The organism is Streptomyces sp. NPDC028289 (assembly GCF_055565975.1).
Genome location: NZ_JBVHTI010000001.1, coordinates 400,943 through 417,146 on the forward strand (window position 1 = coordinate 400,943; position 16,204 = coordinate 417,146).

15 protein-coding genes are annotated in these 16,204 nt (G+C 71.4%); 3 read left to right on the forward strand and 12 right to left on the reverse strand.

Translation table 11 applies throughout. The annotated features are described in order from the left end of the window. Positions 1-17 precede the first annotated feature (17 nt). The 4 genes from ACZ4UV_RS01850 to ACZ4UV_RS01865 form a co-directional block, all read right to left on the reverse strand. Positions 18-1,046, reverse strand: coding sequence for a 6-phosphofructokinase (locus ACZ4UV_RS01850; protein ID WP_351490425.1), 1,029 nt, complete (start codon positions 1,044-1,046; stop codon positions 18-20). Positions 1,047-1,195: 149 nt separating this feature from the next. Then, on the reverse strand, positions 1,196-1,858 hold the full coding sequence (locus ACZ4UV_RS01855; protein WP_451017302.1) for a response regulator: 663 nt from the start codon (positions 1,856-1,858) through the stop codon (positions 1,196-1,198). Continuing rightward, a complete protein-coding gene (gene macS / locus ACZ4UV_RS01860; RefSeq protein WP_467835307.1) occupies positions 1,855-3,072 on the reverse strand; it encodes a MacS family sensor histidine kinase in 1,218 nt (405 codons plus the stop codon). The genes ACZ4UV_RS01855 and macS overlap by 4 nt, the downstream gene beginning before the upstream one ends. Before the next feature lie 66 nt (positions 3,073-3,138). Continuing rightward, positions 3,139-3,861, reverse strand: a complete 723-nt coding sequence (locus ACZ4UV_RS01865) for a lysophospholipid acyltransferase family protein (RefSeq protein ID WP_451017304.1) — start codon at positions 3,859-3,861, stop codon at positions 3,139-3,141. A 188-nt stretch (positions 3,862-4,049) separates the two neighbouring features. Here ACZ4UV_RS01865 and ACZ4UV_RS01870 point away from each other — a divergent pair, with 188 nt between their 5' ends. Both ACZ4UV_RS01870 and ACZ4UV_RS01875 read left to right on the forward strand, forming a co-directional pair. Then, positions 4,050-4,829 carry an alpha/beta hydrolase gene (locus ACZ4UV_RS01870; protein WP_451017305.1) on the forward strand — a complete coding sequence of 260 codons (780 nt, stop codon included), beginning with the start codon at positions 4,050-4,052 and terminating at the stop codon, positions 4,827-4,829. After that, a complete protein-coding gene (locus ACZ4UV_RS01875; protein ID WP_390038031.1) occupies positions 4,822-5,412 on the forward strand; it encodes a hypothetical protein in 591 nt (196 codons plus the stop codon). The genes ACZ4UV_RS01870 and ACZ4UV_RS01875 overlap by 8 nt, the downstream gene beginning before the upstream one ends. A gap of 275 nt (positions 5,413-5,687) precedes the next feature. On the opposite strand, the gene ACZ4UV_RS01880 is transcribed toward ACZ4UV_RS01875, so the two are convergent. The 6 genes from ACZ4UV_RS01880 to ACZ4UV_RS01905 form a co-directional block, all read right to left on the reverse strand. Beyond that, the gene (locus ACZ4UV_RS01880) at positions 5,688-6,437 is read right to left on the reverse strand and encodes an endonuclease/exonuclease/phosphatase family protein (protein WP_451017306.1); all 750 of its coding nucleotides are present in this window, start codon (positions 6,435-6,437) and stop codon (positions 5,688-5,690) included. A gap of 151 nt (positions 6,438-6,588) precedes the next feature. After that, entirely contained in the window at positions 6,589-7,542 is a 954-nt protein-coding gene (locus ACZ4UV_RS01885) for an ROK family glucokinase (RefSeq protein ID WP_351490408.1), read from the reverse strand. Between the two features lie 233 nt (positions 7,543-7,775). Then, on the reverse strand, positions 7,776-8,237 hold the full coding sequence (locus ACZ4UV_RS01890; RefSeq protein ID WP_390038027.1) for a DUF5304 domain-containing protein: 462 nt from the start codon (positions 8,235-8,237) through the stop codon (positions 7,776-7,778). 63 nt (positions 8,238-8,300) lie between these two features. Next, the gene (locus ACZ4UV_RS01895; RefSeq protein WP_467835312.1) at positions 8,301-9,455 is read right to left on the reverse strand and encodes an ArsA family ATPase; all 1,155 of its coding nucleotides are present in this window, start codon (positions 9,453-9,455) and stop codon (positions 8,301-8,303) included. Between the two features lie 192 nt (positions 9,456-9,647). Further along, complete coding sequence (locus tag ACZ4UV_RS01900) at positions 9,648-10,091, reverse strand: SRPBCC family protein (protein ID WP_093503999.1); 444 nt, start codon at positions 10,089-10,091, stop codon at positions 9,648-9,650. A 141-nt stretch (positions 10,092-10,232) separates the two neighbouring features. Then, positions 10,233-11,030: a metallophosphoesterase family protein gene (locus ACZ4UV_RS01905; RefSeq protein ID WP_451017308.1), complete on the reverse strand. Its 798-nt coding sequence runs from the start codon at positions 11,028-11,030 to the stop codon at positions 10,233-10,235. 316 nt (positions 11,031-11,346) lie between these two features. On the opposite strand from ACZ4UV_RS01905, the gene ACZ4UV_RS01910 reads away from it, so the two are divergent. Further along, a complete protein-coding gene (locus ACZ4UV_RS01910; RefSeq protein WP_451017309.1) occupies positions 11,347-13,182 on the forward strand; it encodes an AMP-dependent synthetase/ligase in 1,836 nt (611 codons plus the stop codon). 28 nt (positions 13,183-13,210) lie between these two features. Here the strand turns inward: ACZ4UV_RS01910 and ACZ4UV_RS01915 are convergent, their stop codons facing one another. After that, positions 13,211-14,845, reverse strand: a complete 1,635-nt coding sequence (locus tag ACZ4UV_RS01915) for a GMC oxidoreductase (RefSeq protein WP_451017310.1) — start codon at positions 14,843-14,845, stop codon at positions 13,211-13,213. Positions 14,846-14,978: 133 nt separating this feature from the next. Beyond that, complete coding sequence (locus tag ACZ4UV_RS01920) at positions 14,979-16,121, reverse strand: glycosyltransferase family 4 protein (RefSeq protein WP_451017311.1); 1,143 nt, start codon at positions 16,119-16,121, stop codon at positions 14,979-14,981. Positions 16,122-16,204: the final 83 nt, after the last annotated feature.

Consider the following 16,204-nt stretch of genomic DNA (forward strand, 5'->3'; position numbering starts at 1 on the left):
GGGGGGGAAGCCGGCCGTCAGCCGAAGAACACCCCGACCTCCTCGTACAGCTTCAGGTCGACGGTCTTCAGCTTGGCCGTGGCCTCCGCGATCGGTACGCGGACGATGTCGGTGCCGCGCAGCGCGACCATCTTGCCGAAGTCCCCGTCGCGGACGGCGTCGACGGCGTGCAGGCCGAAGCGGGTGGCGAGCCAGCGGTCGAAGGCGCTGGGGGTGCCGCCGCGCTGGATGTGCCCGAGGACGGTGGTCCGGGCCTCCTTGCCGGTGCGCTTCTCGATCTCCTTGGCCAGCCACTCGCCGACCCCGGAGAGCCTGACGTGCCCGAAGGAGTCCAGCGACCCGTCCTTGAGGACCATCTCGCCGTCCTTCGGCATGGCGCCCTCGGCGACGACCACGATCGGGGCGTACGACGCCTTGAAGCGGGACGTGACCCAGGCGCACACCTGGTCGACGTCGAAGCGCTGTTCGGGGATGAGGATGACGTTGGCGCCGCCGGCGAGGCCGGAGTGGATGGCGATCCAGCCGGCGTGCCGGCCCATCACCTCGCAGACCAGGACCCGCATGTGGGACTCGGCGGTGGTGTGCAGCCGGTCGATGGCCTCGGTGGCGATGCCGACCGCGGTGTCGAAGCCGAAGGTGTAGTCGGTGGCGGACAGGTCGTTGTCGATGGTCTTCGGCACGCCGACGACGGGCACGCCGTACTCGTCGGTGAGGCGGGCGGCGACGCCGAGGGTGTCCTCGCCGCCGATCGCGATCAGTGCGTCGACCTCCAGCTTGGCGAGGTTGTCCTTGATCCGGCGGATGCCGTTCTCCTGCTTGAGCGGATTGGTCCGCGAGGAGCCGAGGATGGTGCCGCCGCGGGGCAGGATGCCGCGTACGGCGGGGATGTCGAGGCGGACGGTGTCGCCTTCGAGGGGTCCGCGCCAGCCGTCCCGGAAGCCGACGAAGTCGTAGCCGTACTCCTGCACGCCCTTGCGGACGATGCCCCGGATGACGGCGTTGAGCCCGGGGCAGTCGCCGCCTCCGGTCAGTACTCCGACCCGCATGGAAATGTCCCTTCGCCGCGGTTGCCTGTGGGACTCACGCTAATGGTGATCCAGCTCACACAGGGATGGGCGCGGAAGGGCAATTCCGGTGAATTGTCGGGCGGTTGGTTTACGCGCTGCCCGAAGATCAGATCAGATCAGTCGTCGGCTCAGTCGTCGTCGAGGCCGGCCTCTATCGCGTACCGCACCAGTTCCACCCTGTTGTGCAGCTGGAGCTTGCCCAGGGTGTTCTGGACGTGGTTCTGGACCGTGCGGTGGGAGATGACCAGGCGCTCGGCGATCTGCTTGTAGCTCAGGCCCTTGGCGACCAGCCGCAGCACCTCGGTCTCGCGGTCGGTGAGCCGGGGCGCGTCGGGCCGGTCGGTGTCCGCTTCCGGGGCGGGCTCGGAGGCCAGCCGGCGGTACTCGCCGAGGACGAGACCGGCGAGGCCGGGCGTGAACACCGGGTCGCCGACGGCGGTTCGGCGGACCGCGTCAAGGAGCTCCTCCGTAGAAGCCGACTTGAGCAGATAACCCGTCGCGCCGGACTTCACCGCCTCCAGGACGTCGGCGTGCTCCCCGCTCGCGGAGAGGACCAGGACCCGCAACGCCGGGTTGTGGCCCACGAGTTCCTTGCAGACCTGGACGCCCGGCTTGGCCGGCAGGTTGAGGTCCAGGACGAGGACGTCGGGCGCGGCGGCCTTGGCACGGCGCACCGCCTGGTCGCCGTCCCCGGCCGTGGCGACCACCTCGAAACCGGCCTCGGTCAGGTCCCGGGCGACCGCGTCCCGCCACATGGGGTGGTCGTCGACCACCATGACCTTGATACTCATCGCCGCTCCGCCTTCCCCGGGGAGACCCTCGGTACCTTCAGCTCTACTTCCGTGCCCTGCCCGCGGGTCGAGAACAGCTCGGCGCTGCCGCCGAGGTCGCGCAGCCGCCCCCGGATCGACTGGGCCACCCCGAGCCGCCCCTCCCCCTCGGCCTGGGCGAGCCGCCCTTCCGGGATGCCGGGGCCGTCGTCCCGTACGGTCACCACGACCTCGCCGGGCTCGTCCTCGACCAGGATCCAGGCCCGCGCCCCGTCCCCCGCGTGCCTGCGCACATTGTCCAGGGCGGCACCGACGGCGGCGGCCAACTCGCGTGCGGCGCCCGGCGGCAGCTCCACCGGCGCGCCGGGCTCGGCCAGGCTGACCCGGGATCCGGCGTACCGCGAGAGCAGCATGCGCAGGTCGACGGGACCGCCGTCGTCCGGCTCCTCCTCCACCAGGCGTACGACGGCGCCCTGGGCCTCGTCCTCCGAGACCCGCGAGGGCGGCACCAGGCCGCCGGAGACCAGCGTCCGCAGGGCCACCTCCTGCTCCCCGGCCAGCCGGCCGAGTTCGGCCGCGTCGCCGCCGAGGACCGTGCCGCGCCGCTGCACCATGGCGAGCACCTGGAGCACGCTGTCGTGGATGTCCCGGGCGAGCCGCTCCCGTTCCCGGGTCGCGGCCTCGATCTCCAGGGCGCGGGCGAGGGTGCGCTCGGAGGCGCGGGCGACCTCGACGACGTAGCCGATGGCGATGGAGGCGACCCAGACCAGGATCACGTTGTGGACGGTGTCGCGGGCCGGGTGGCCGCGCTCGACCAGGTTGGCGGCGGCGACCGGCGTGGAGGCGAACGCGGCCCAGCGCCAGCCGCCCTTGAGGGCGTAGGCGAGGACCGAACCGGCGGTCCAGATCGACGGCAGGGTCGGGCCGCCCCGGTCGATGTGGCCCTGGGTGACCACCCAGGGGGTCAGCACGATGCCGGTGAGCGCGATGGCGAGGTCGACGGCGAGGAAGCGCTTGGTGCAGGCCGCCGCGCTCTGCACGCGGGGCAGGGTGGCCAGGGTCCAGACGGTCAGGACGGCGTAGTAGGCGATGGCGACGCCCAGGCGGTCGTAGTCGTCGTAGGCCGAGGCGAACAGGCCGATCGCGTACAGCAGGGTCAGCACGCGGTAGCCGGTGAGGGCACGCCACAGCGGCTGCTCGACCGACATGCGTATGACGCGTTCCCGCTTGCTCATGTCCCCCAGTCCCCCTGCCAGTCCCCGGCCGCCGGTCCCCCGGCCGTCGGTCCCCCCGCCGCCGGTCTAGGACTCGGCGGCCTTCTTCTCGGCCTTCGCCGCGTCCTTCTCGGCCTTGGCCGCCTCCGCGATCTGCCGCTTGGCGGCCGTCGCGTAGATGTCCACGTACTCCTGGCCGGAAAGTCTCATGATCTCGTACATGACCTCGTCGGTCACCGCGCGCAGCACGAACCGGTCGTGCTCCATGCCCTGGTAACGGCTGAAGTCCAGCGGCTTGCCGATCCGGATGCCCGGCCGCATCAGCTTGGGCATCACCTGCCCCGGCGGCTGGATCTTCTCCGTGTCGATCATGGCGACCGGGATCACCGGGGCGCCGGTCGCGAGCGCCACGCGCGCGAGGCCGCCGGGCTTGCCCCGGTAGAGGCGGCCGTCGGGCGAGCGGGTGCCCTCCGGGTAGATGCCGAACAGCTCGCCGCGCTCCAGCACGTCTATGCCGCTCTGCACCGCGGCCTCGCCGGCGCCGCGCGCGCCGGAGCGGTCGACGGGGAGCTGGCCCACGCCCTTGAAGAAGGCGGCCGTGAGGCGGCCCTTCAGCCCGGGGGTGGTGAAGTACTCGGCCTTCGCGATGAAGGTGACCTTGCGGTCCAGCACCGCGGGCAGGAAGAACGAGTCCGAGAAGGACAGGTGGTTACTGGCCAGGATCGCCGGGCCCTCGGCCGGGACGTTCTCCAGGCCTTCCACCCAGGGCCTGAAGGTGACCTTCAGCGGTCCCCCGATGGCGACCTTCATCGCGCCGTACAACAACCCAGTGCCTCCTGTTTCCGTCGATCAGACCTTAACCCGGAGCGCCGGGAATGGGCCCGACGACCCTGGTCGGTGTCAGTGCCGTCGCGTACGGTGAAGCACAACCGGAGTCGTCGTCCATGGCTCTCGCAGTGCCACCCCTCGAACGAACTCGAATGAATTGGAGACCGAAGGTGCCGGTTCTCCCCGGAGCCGAGCCGTACCGCCATGACGGCGGGGAGGCCGGCGTCCTCCTCTGCCACGGTTTCACGGGCTCGCCCCAGTCGCTGCGCCCGTGGGCGGATCACCATGCGGCACACGGCCTGACCGTGTCCCTGCCCCTGCTGCCCGGGCACGGCACCCGCTGGGAGGACATGGCGGTCACCGGCTGGCAGGACTGGTACGCGGAGGTGGACCGCGAGCTGCGGCTGCTGCGTGAGCGCTGCTCCCAGGTGTTCGTGGCGGGCCTGTCCATGGGCGGCGCACTGGCCCTGCGGCTGGCCGCGCGGAACGGTACGGGTGTGGACGGCGTGGTGATCGTCAACCCGGCGAACAAGGTGCACGGCCTGTCGGCGTACGCCCTTCCGGTGGCCCGGCATCTCGTGCGCACGACGAAGGGCATCGCCAGCGACATCGCCAAGCCGGGCGCCGCCGAGGTGGGGTACGACCGGGTGCCGCTGCACAGCGCGCACTCGCTGCGGAACTTCTTCCACCAGGTGGACAAGGAGCTGCCGCAGGTGACCCAGCCGCTGCTGCTCCTGCGCAGCGCCGAGGACCATGTGGTTCCGGCGGTGGATTCCGCCCGCATCCTGAGCCGGGTGTCGTCCACGGACGTAACGGAGGTCGTGCTGGAACAGAGTTACCACGTCGCGACGTTGGACCATGACGCGGACCGGATCTTCGAGGAGAGCCTCGCCTTCATCGGCCGGCTCGCACCCAGTGTCGGCAAGGAAGGGACGGCCGCAGTTGGCTGAGCACGACTCCGACCGCGAGGACCGCGAGCCGGACGAGACGGGGGTGCCCTTCGACGAGGCGGCCGCCTGGGCGGCGATCGTCGCGGGGTACGGCGACGAGCCGCCGGACCCGCCGGGCACTGTGCCCTTCAAGCCGGTGAAGGACCTCGCGCTGCCGGCGATGGACGAGGACGAGACCGACGCGGGCACCGAGACCGCCGGGACGGGGGCCGGGGCCGCCGAGGAGCAGCGGCCCGTGCAGCCGCTGGGCAGTTCGATCTCCTTCGCACCCGGGGTGGGCGGGCCGCGTGACTACACGGCGCCGGAGCCGTCCGAGGACGACTTCGACGAGGACGACGAGGGGCACTTCGTGCCACCCGAGCCGCCGCCGCTGCCGGAGGCCGACGCCACGGCCAAGTTCGCCTGGCTGGGCGTGGTGGGCGGCCCGATCCTGCTGCTGCTCGCGGTGGTGCTGGGCTGGGACATGACCTGGTGGCTGGCGACGCTGGGCATCGGCGGTTTCCTCGGCGGGTTCGTCACGCTGGTGACCCGTATGAAGACCGACGACGAGGACGGCGACCCCGGGCGGGGAGCCGTCGTCTGATCGATCCCCCCGCCGTAGAACCCGAGGGCCCGTCCGGAGCGATTCCGGACGGGCCCTCGGGTTTTTCGGCCCCGGCCCCCGCCCCCGTCCCGGAGAAGCCTCGGTTTCCTTCCTCGGCTTCCTCGGCTTCCTCGGCTTCCTCGGCTTCCTCGGCTTCCGCGGCTTCCGCGACATCCGCACCTCCGGCGACGGCGCGGCCAGGAAGACGTACACCTGGCTCTCGTACCTCGACAGCCGGACCGTCGTGGACGGGGTGAAGCAGCGGTCGTAACCGGCTAGGAGGCGGCGGGAACCCTGAGGGCGGCCAGGACCGGGAGATGGTCGGTGGCCGCCCTCAGATCTGCGTCGGTGACGCCTGGGAGGCCGGTCGGTACGCCGCAGCCGAGCACCTCGATGCCCTTCGTCGCGAAGATCGCGTCGATGCGCTGGTGGGGATCGGTGGACCAGGAGGTGAACTCGCCGCCCCAGGGTGCGGTGGTACGGCAGTCCTGGTAGGCGTCGGCCAGGCGGCGGAAGGTGCGTCCGTCGGGGCGGTCGTTGAGGTCGCCGCCGGCGACGGCGTGCGGCACGCCCAGGCCGGCGACCCGGTCGAGGAGCATGCCGCCCTGCTCGTAGCGCTCGTCCTGCTGGAGGCTGAGGTGGAAGCTGGTGACGCCGAGGCGGGCGCCGCCGAAGCGGACGACGGCGGTCGCGAGGCCGCGGCGGTGCAGGCCGGGGGTGAGGGGGAGGAGGACGTCCTCGGTGCGTTCGACGGTGGCGCGGAGGTCGCAGAGGATCGCCGGGCCGGCTGCCGTGCCGCCCCCGGTGAGGATCACGAGGTCGGAGGCGGAGGCCAGGCGGGCGAGCTTCTTGCGCCAGCGGAAGAAGCGGGGGGCTTCCTGGATCAGGACCAGGTCGGGGGCACAGGCCTTGATGACGCGGGCGAGGGCGTCGGTGTCGTCCCGCATGGAGCGGATGTTGTAGCTCAGGACGCGGATGACGGCGGAACCGTCGGGCTCTGTGTGGGAGTTGGGGAGCGACACCATGTGGATCAATGTACGCGGCGGAGGAAAGCGCCGCCCGCCCAATGGCTCGGGGCGCGAGGTTCGTGGGCGACTGCCGGTTGTGTGCGGCTTGTCGCGCAGTTCCCCGCGCCCCTGGGAGGTGCGGTTGCCGCAGCCCGAGAAGTCCAGGGCGTTACATGATCGGGTCGGGCTCTCTCGCCAGGTCGGCCGCGCCCACGAGGCCGGCCTCGTTGCCCAGCTGGGCCGCGATGACCTCGGCCACCGGGCGCCAGTTGCCGCCTACCAGCCAGCGCTTGTAGGACTTGCGGATCGGGTCGAGGACCAGTTCGCCCTCGTCCGAGAGGCCGCCGCCGACGATGAACGCGGAGGGGTCGAAGAGGGAGGCCAGGTCGGCGAGGCCGGCGCCGGCCCAGCGGGCGAGCTCGCGGTAGGAGTCGACGGCGACCGGGTCGCCCTGGCGGGCGGCCATGGAGATGTGCTTGCCCTCGATGCCGTCGGGGGTGCCGTCGCCGAGGCTGAGCAGGAGCTCGGCGTGCTCGGGGGTGGCGTTGGCGCGCTGCTTGGCGTACCTGACCAGGGCGCGGCCGGAGGCGTACTGCTCCCAGCAGCCCTGCGAGCCGCAGCCGCACAGCAGCCCGTCCGGGACCATCCGGATGTGCCCGAACTCGGCGGCCACTCCGAAGTGCCCGCGGCGCAGCTTGTTGCCGATGATGATGCCGCCGCCGAGGCCGGTGCCGAGGGTGATGCAGATGACGTTGCGGTGGCCCTTCCCGGCCCCGAACTTGTACTCGCCCCAGGCGGCGGCGTTGGCGTCGTTCTCCACCACCACGGGGAGGCCGACGCGGGCCTCGACCTCGTCCTTCAACGGCTCCTGGCGCCAGTCGATGTTGGGCGCGAAGTAGACCGTGGAGCGCTGCCGGTTCACGTAACCGGCGGCTCCGATGCCCACGCCGACGATCTCGTGCCCGGCGCGGGCGCCCTCTACGGCGGAAGCAATGGCGTCCACGATGCCCTCGGGCGTGCCCGGGGTCGGCACCTTGTGGGTCGAGAGGATGTTGCCTTCCTCATCGACCACGCCGGCCGCGATCTTCGTGCCGCCGATGTCGACGCCGATGGTGAGTCCCATGAATCCCTCAGTTTCGGTCGAGCCCCGCTACGGCCAACCGTACCCGAGGCCCTGCCGTCGGGTTCCCGTCGTCCGCCCGGAGGGCGGGTCGGGCGGAGCCTGGTGCGGGCAGCTGCAAGGCGGAGGAGGGAGTCAACGGGGAGCGTCGGCGACTGACGACAACGCCTCTGGGGGAGTGCGTGCCAGGCACCGCCCGACAGGCGGGAACCCGACGGCAGGGCCTCGAGGGGCTGTCAGTCGAGATCGATGCGTTCCCCGGGGCCGTCGTCCTCGCCCTTGTCGGGGGCGCCGGAGGTCCAGCGGGTCTCCTGGGCCTGGACCGCGGAGCGGTAGGCGGCGAGGAGTTCGCTGCCGGCCGCGGCCAGGTGGTCGAAGACGTCCGGGTTGCGCTCTATGACGGGCTCGACGGCGTTCTTCGCCTGCTGGACGACCTGCCGGACCACCTGCTGGGCGGCGGGCCCGGCGACCGCCCCGAGCAGCGGGGGCTGGATGCCGGAGAGCTTGTCGGCGACGGCGTCGACGAGTCGGCGCAGTTCCTCGGCGGCCGACCCGGGGGGCGGGCCGTACTGGGCCCGGCGGCGGGCCTTCTCCGCCTCCAGGTCCTCGGCGCAGGCGGTGGCCCAGGCGTCGTCGTCCGTCGCCCGTACCTCGTCCGCGGCCTCGGAGGCGTCAGCTGTGGGGCGCTCTTCGCTCATGACGGACTCCTGACTACGGTTCGTCTCTCCGACGTTACCCGAACGGGCGTACCGGTTTCACCGTCAGCGCGGCCACAGCTCCGGGTCCGGCGCGAACCGCAGCCGCAGCTCGCCGTCGCGCAGGGCCGCCCCGGCGACGGTGCAGCGGCGCAGGGCCGACGGCAGGGCGACGATCCGGCGGAAGCCGCCCACGGTGATCACGACCTCGTCGCCGCGCCGGACGAGGTCGAGGTCGTCCCGTATCGCGCCGGGCAGCGGGACGTGCCAGATGAGGACGCCGTCCTCCTCGATCCGGTCGGCGACGGGCCACTCGACCGGGGCGGGCGCGGTGTTGACGCCGGGCACGGCGAGCGCGGCGAGGTCGTCGGTGCCACGCGGGTCGTGCCCGAGATGGGCGACGGCGGTGACGTCGTACGCCTCCCCCCACTCCGCGAGGGCCTTGCGCTGCTGGGCGACCAGGGCGTGCAGGGGGGTGGCCTCGGGCAGCACGCGGTTGGCGACCAGGGTCGCGGCGGACAGGCCGCGCAGGGCGAGACCGAGGCGGGCGGTGCGGACGGCGTCGGCGCCGGCCGGGCCGGGCTCGGCGACCAGGCGTACGGCGGTGCGGCGGTCGGCGAGGACGGCCTCCACGGCGGCCAGCTCGGTGTCCCAGCGGGCCGCGGTCTCGTAGAGCCAGTCGGCGGGCATCGGGACGCCGGCGAGACGGCCGAGGACCGGGCGCAGGGCTCGGGCCGCCTGCCGCTCGGGCGGGAGCAGGCGGCGCAGGTAGCGGCGGAGCTCCTCGGGGAGCGAGAGGAGGGCGAGCGCCCGGGGGGCGGGCGGGAGGTCCACGACGAGCAGTTCGTAGCGCTCGGAGAGGGCGGCGTCGCGCAGGGCGCGGAGGAAGGAGAGTTCCTCGGCGCCCGGGAGGGGGGTGAGTTCCTCGGCGTCCAGGCGGGAGGCGCCGAGCAGGTCGAGGACGTTCGCGGCGCGGGCCTGGAAGGCGGTGAGGTCCTCGCGGAAGCGGGCGGCGGCGTCGGGGCGCCAGGCGGTGAGGGTGGGGGTGAGGCGGGTGGGCTCCGGTCCTGTCGCCGTGCCCAGGGCGGTGCCGAGGGTGTCCGTGCGGTCGGCGCTCAGGACGAGGGTGGGGGTGCCCTCGGCCGCGGCGCGCAGGGCGGTGGCCGCGGCGACGGTCGTACGGCCGCTGCCGCCGGGGCCGGTGATCAGGATGGTGCGCATGAGGGTGAACCGTAACGGACGTCCGGGTGAGCCCTCGCTGCAGCGGGCGTAGGGGTGTCACTTACCGGCACTTGCAGGGTGCCGCCGCGCTGGGCGGCTGAAGCGCCCCGTGAGAAGGCGGGGAACTGCGCGAGCAACCACCGACGACCCGCACCCGGGGTCCTACGCGTACCCCCGCGACGCGTCCCTACCTCACTTCTCCCCCGACTCGACCCTCTTCTTCAGTCCCGCCAGCGCCCGGTCGATGATGACCTTCTCCGCCTTGCGCTTGATCATCCCGAGCATCGGGATCTTCACGTCCACCGTCAGCGAGTACGTGACCTCGGTCGAACCCGCACCCGCCGGCTTCAGGAGGTACGAGCCGTCCAGGGAGCGGAGCATCTGGGACTTCACCAGCGTCCAGGAGACCTCGTTGTCGCCGGTCCACGTGTACCCGAGGACCTGGTCGTCCTTGATCGCGCCGGCGTCCATGACCAGGCGGACCTGCTCGGCACGGCCCTGGGCGTCGGTCTTCAGGACCTCCGCCTCCTTCACTTCACCGGTCCAGTCCGGGTACCGCCCGAAGTCGGCGATCACCGCCATGACGTCGGCCGGGGCCGCCTCGATCGTGATGTTCGAGCTGGTGTGTTCCGCCATCGCCGTGGCTCCTCCAGATGCGGGCCGGTGGGACCGGTGGGACCAGTAAAGGGGGTCGGCGTGCGCGGGCGTGCGCACACGCGTGCCGCGTGAAGGCTACCGCGCGTCCGACCAGCCGACTTCACCCCCTGTCCGCGGCCGTCACCATTCCAGCGCCCAGGGCCGGCCGGTACCGGCGAAGTGCCCGACGTTCACGCACTCGGTGGCCCCGATCCGCATCCGCTTCACCAGCGGCTGGTGGACATGCCCGAAGAGCGAATACCGGGGGCGGGTCCGGCGGATGGCGTCCAGCAGCGCCCGGCTGCCCCGTTCGAAACGGCGCGCCACCGTGTCGTACACCAGCTCCGGCACCTCCGGCGGGATGTGCGTGCACAGCACGTCGACCTCGCCGAGCGCCTCGATCTTCGCCGCGTACTCCTCGTCGGAGATCTCGTAGGGGGTGCGCATGGGGGTGCGCAGCCCGCCGCCGACGAAGCCGAAGACCCAGCCGCCGATCTCGACCCGCTCGCCGTCCAGAACGGTGGTGCCCGGGCCCGCGTACTCCCGCCACAGCGGCGGCATGTCGACATTGCCGTACGTCGCGTACGTCGGTGTCGGGAACGCCGCGAACATCTCGGCGTACTGCTTGCGCACCGCCTTCTCGATCGCCGTCGCCCGGTCCATGGCGATCCCGCCCCACAGCCGGGCGCCGAGTTCCCGGGCCTCCTCGAAACGCCGGGCGGTGCGGAGTTCGACCAGACGGTCGGCGTTCTCGACGCCGAACAGGTCGGGGAAGATGCCGCGGGAGTGGTCGGCGTAGTCGAGGAAGAGGACGAGGTCGCCGAGACAGATCAGGGCGTCGGCGCCGTCGCCGGCTCTGGCCAGGTCACGGGCGTTGCCGTGCACGTCGCTGACCACGTGGACGCGGGTCCTTCGGACGCCGGAGGGTGTGGCTGCCATGGTGATCAAGCGTAGGCCTGTGCGGCAAACGTGAACAGGCGATGGCCGGGCCTGTGGTTACTGGTCAGTCACTAAAGCCGTGGACTACCGTACGCGAAGGAACACCAACCTGTGTGACGCACCGAACATCTCGCCGGACCCCCCTGTCGAAGAAGCCATACCGGCGGGTAACGTCCGGGCAGTCCAGTCGTGCTCAGGAATTCAACCAACGGATCTTCCAGCCCGTGGCGAAGCCCTGAGCACCTGCCCGAGCCTTGGACCGCACCGTCGCATCGCACAACGTCGTGGCGTCGGCGCCCTATGAGGAGCAGCAGTCTTGCGCGAGTTCAGCCTTCCGGCTTTGTACGAGGTCCCCGCGGACGGCAATCTGACCGACATCGTCCGCAGAAACGCCGCGCAGCATCCGCACGTTGCCGTCATGGCCCGCAAGGTGAGCGGAGCGAAATGGGGGTCCCCCCGGACGGAGTCTGGGGGAGGTGCCTGGCAGGACGTGACCGCCACCGCCTTCCTGGCCGAGGTGCACGCGGCGGCGAAGGGCCTCATCGCCTCCGGCGTCCAGCCGGGCGACCGGGTCGGCCTGATGTCCCGCACCCGCTACGAGTGGACGCTCCTCGACTTCGCGATCTGGAGCGCCGGCGCGGTCACCGTGCCGGTGTACGAGACCAGCTCGCCGGAGCAGGTGCAGTGGATCCTCAGCGACTCCGGCGCGACCGCCTGCATCGTCGAACTCGACGGCCACACGGCCGCCGTCGAGTCGGTGCGCGAGACCCTGCCCGCCCTCAAGCACGTCTGGCAGATCGAGGCCGGTGCCCTGGAGGAGCTCGGCAGACTCGGCCAGGGCGTCACCGACGCCACGGTCGACGAACGCAGCTCGCAGGCGAAGGCGGACGACCCGGCGACCATCGTCTACACGAGCGGTACGACCGGCCGCCCCAAGGGCTGCGTCCTCACCCACCGCGCCTTCTTCGCGGAGTGCGGCAACATCGTGGAGCGGCTGCGCCCCCTCTTCCGCACCGGCGAGTGTTCCGTCCTGCTCTTCCTCCCGCTCGCGCACGTCTTCGGCCGCCTCGTCCAGATCGCGCCGATGATGGCGCCGATCAAGCTGGGCTGCGTCCCGGACATCAAGAACCTCACGGACGAACTGGCCGCCTTCCGGCCGACGCTGATCCTCGGCGTCCCGCGCGTCTTCGAGAAGGTCTACAACTCGGCGCGCGCCAAGGCGCAGGCGGACGGCAAGGGCAAGATCTTCGACAAGGCCGCGGACACCGCGATCGCGTACAGCAAGGCGCTGGACACCCCGTCGGGCCCCTCCCTCGGCCTGAAGATCAAGCACAAGACCTTCGACAAGCTCGTCTACAGCAAGCTGCGGGCGGTGCTCGGCGGCAAGGGCGAGTACGCCATCTCCGGCGGCGCCCCGCTCGGCGAGCGCCTGGGCCACTTCTTCCGCGGTATCGGCTTCTCGGTCCTGGAGGGCTACGGCCTGACCGAGTCGTGCGCGGCGACCGCGTTCAACCCCTGGGACCGGCAGAAGATCGGCACGGTCGGGCAGCCGCTGCCCGGCTCGGTGATCCGCATCGCGGACGACGGGGAGGTGCTGCTGCACGGCGAGCACCTGTTCAAGGGCTACTGGAACAACGAGGCCGCGACGGCCGAGGCGCTGGCCGACGGCTGGTTCCACACCGGGGACATCGGCACCCTGGACGAGGACGGCTACCTCAGGATCACCGGCCGCAAGAAGGAGATCATCGTCACCGCGGGCGGCAAGAACGTCGCCCCGGCCGTGATCGAGGACCGGATCCGCGCGCATGCGCTGGTCGCGGAGTGCATGGTGGTGGGCGACGGGCGGCCGTTCGTGGGCGCGCTGGTCACCATCGACGAGGAGTTCCTGGGCCGCTGGGCGGCCGACCACGGCAAGCCGGCGGGTGCCACCGCGGCGTCGCTGCGTGACGACCCGGATCTGATCGCGGCGATCCAGGACGCTGTCGACGACGGCAACGCCGCGGTGTCGAAGGCGGAATCGGTGCGGAAGTTCCGCATTCTGTCCTCCCAGTTCTCGGAGGAGTCGGGCCACCTGACGCCGTCCCTGAAGCTCAAGCGCAACGTGGTGGCGAAGGACTACGCGAACGAGATCGAGGCCATCTACCAGAAGTAGAGCGGCACTCGGGGCATCCTCCCGGTGCTCAGAAGTCCTCGGCGAGAACCCGTTCCATCGCCCGCTCGGCGAGCGCGGTGATGGTGACGAACGGGTTCACGCCGATGTTCCCCGGCACGAGCGAGCCGTCCGTGACGTACAGCTTCGAATACCCCTTCACCCGACCGTAGTTGTCGGTCGCCTGCCCCAGGACGCAGCCACCCAGGGGGTGGTAGCAGAAGTCGTCCGCGAACACCTTGCTGCTGGACCCGAACAGGTCGTACCGGTAGATCGTGGCGTTGGCCGAGTTGATCCGGTCGAAGAGTTTCTTGGCCATGGCGACCGAGACCGCGCTCTGGGCCGCGGTCCAGCCCAGCTTCACCCCGTCGCTCGCGGAGTCGTAGGTGAAGGACGCCCGTTGCGGGTTCTTGGTGATCGCCAGGTACAGGCTCACCCAGGTCTCGAACCCGATGGGCAGCGGGGCGATCTCCGCGAAGACCGGGTTGTCGGTGTTGGCCCAGTCGTCGATGCCCATGACCGGCATGGTCGCCTGGTTGGCACCGGTGGTGTCCCAGATGTGGTTGGCGCGCCCCAGCATGGTGTTGCCGTTGGTGCTCCAGCCCGCCCCCACACTGGAGTTGAGCGCGGGCAGCGCCCCGGTGTCCCGGGCCCGGACGAGCAGCTCGGTGGTCCCGAGGCTGCCACCCCCCAGGAACAGATGGGTACAGCTGTACTGCTTGCTCTCCACGACGGCCCCGCTCGTGTCGATCCGGTCCACGCTCAGCACGTACGACCCGTCGCTCGCCCGCGTGACGGCCTTCACCTTCTCCAGGGTGTGGATGGTGACGTTCCCGGTACCGAGGGCGGCGGCCAGGTAGGTCTTGTCGAGGCTCTTCTTGCCGTAGTTGTTGCCGTAGATGACCTCCTGGGCGAGCGCGGACTTGGTGGCGGTGCCGGCGGCCTCCTGCTGCATGTACCCGAAGTCGTAGACGTTGGGTACGAAGGTGGTCTTGAGCCCGGTGTTGGCGGCGGCCTTCCTGGAGGTCCGGGTGAACTGGTACCACTCGGTCGACTCGAACCAGGTGGAGTCGATGGTGTTGACACCCAGCATGGTGCGGGCGCGCGGGAAGTACGTGTTGTACATCGCGGTCGCGTCCACGGTCGGGAACTGCTCGGTGAAGTACGACTGGAGCGGGGTCACGGCCATCCCCCCGTTGACCAGCGACCCGCCTCCGACACCCCGCCCCACGTACACGGACATGTTGTCGTAGTGCACCCGGTCGAGCACCCCCGCGTAGGGAGTGATGTCCTTGTTGACGACATCCAGCCAGAGGAAGGTGGCGAGCGGGGCCTCCGTGCGGGTCTTGAACCACATGGACCGCTTGTCCGGGGCGGCGGTGGAACAGAAGATCTTGCCGTCGGAGCCGGCGGTGTTCCACAGCTGGCCCATCTCGATCATGAGGGTGCGCACCCCGGCCTGCCCGAGGCGCAGCGCGGCCACGGCCCCGCCGTACCCCGAACCGACCACGATCGCGGGTGCGTTGTCGACGTCGGCCGCTTCCTCGGCGGCCTGCGCCGACTGGAGCCCGACACGGGTGAGACCGGCCGCGGCGGCGGTCTGGAGGGCGATCATGCCCAGGATGTGACGTCTCGTCAGCTGACGCTGCATCAGTTTTGCTGTCATGCGCGCAGCATGTGCGGATTTTCCGGTTCCGCCTAGGCCTGCGACAAGGTTAGTGACAACGCGCCCCCGAAGGGGCGCGGGGAACTGCGCGACCAGTCACAACGCACTCGCGGACGCAGCACGACCCGACCCCCTAGAGCAGTTCCTCCAACCTCTCCGCCAGCAGATCCCACCGCCACTTCTCCTCGACCCACCGCCGCCCGCGCTCCCCCATACGCTGACGCAGTTCGGAGTCTCCCAAGAGCGCCGCAATGCGCTCGGCGGCCTCCTCGGCGGAGCCGCCCCGCACCACCCAGCCGGTCTCCCCGTCCAGCACCGCGTCCGGCGCGCCCCCCGAATCCCCCGCCACCACCGGCAGCCCGGTCGCCGAGGCCTCCAGGTACACGATCCCGAGCCCCTCCACGTCCAGCCCGCCCCGCCGGGTCCGGCACGGCATGGCGAACACGTCGCCCGCGCCGAAGTGCGCGGGCAGCTCGGCCCACGGCACGGCCCCCGTGAACCGCACCGACGCCTCGACCCCGGTCTCCCGGACCAGGCGCCGCAGCTCCTTCTCGTACGGCCCGCCGCCCACGATCAGCAGCACCGCGTCCGGCTCGGCGGCCAGGATCAGCGGCATCGCGAGGATCAGCGTGTCCTGCCCCTTGCGCGGCACCAGCCGCGACACGCACACGACCACAGGCCGGTCGGTCAGCCCCAGCCGCGCCCGCACCGCGTCCCCGCCCGACCCCGGATGGAAGGTCTTCTCGTCCACCCCCGGCGGCAACTGCACCATCCGCCCGGCCGCCCGCGCACTGAGCGCGGTCGCGATCCGGGACCGTGTGTACTCGCCGAGATAGGTGATCGTGTCCGTCGCGTCCCCGATCCGCCCGAGCAGCTGCCGGGCCGCGGGCAGCTGGGCCCAGCCCGCCTCGTGCCCGTGGGTCGTGGCGACCAGCCGCTCCGCCCCCGCCTTCCGCAGCGCCGGCGCCATCAGGCCCAGCGGAGCCGCCGCCCCGAACCACACCGACGTGCACCCGTGCTCCCGCAGCAGCCCGACCGCCGTCCGGGTCGCCCCGGGCGTCGGCAGCAGCATCGTCGTACGGTCGCGCACGACGGTGAAGGGCTGCTCCGCGTCGAACGCGGCGGTGGCCTCGACACCCTCCCGCCCCCGCTTCCAGGTGGACGCGTAGACGACCAGCCGCTCGGGGTCCAGCCGCAGCGCCATGTTGTGCAGGAAGGCCTGGATACCGCCCGGCCGAGGCGGGAAGTCATTGGTCACGACCAGGGTCTTGTTCATCGGCGCCGACCTTACCCGCACAGTGTGTTCGGCCACGCTTCATGGCCCCCGCACAGGACGTCGGGGGATCATGTGGCCCACTC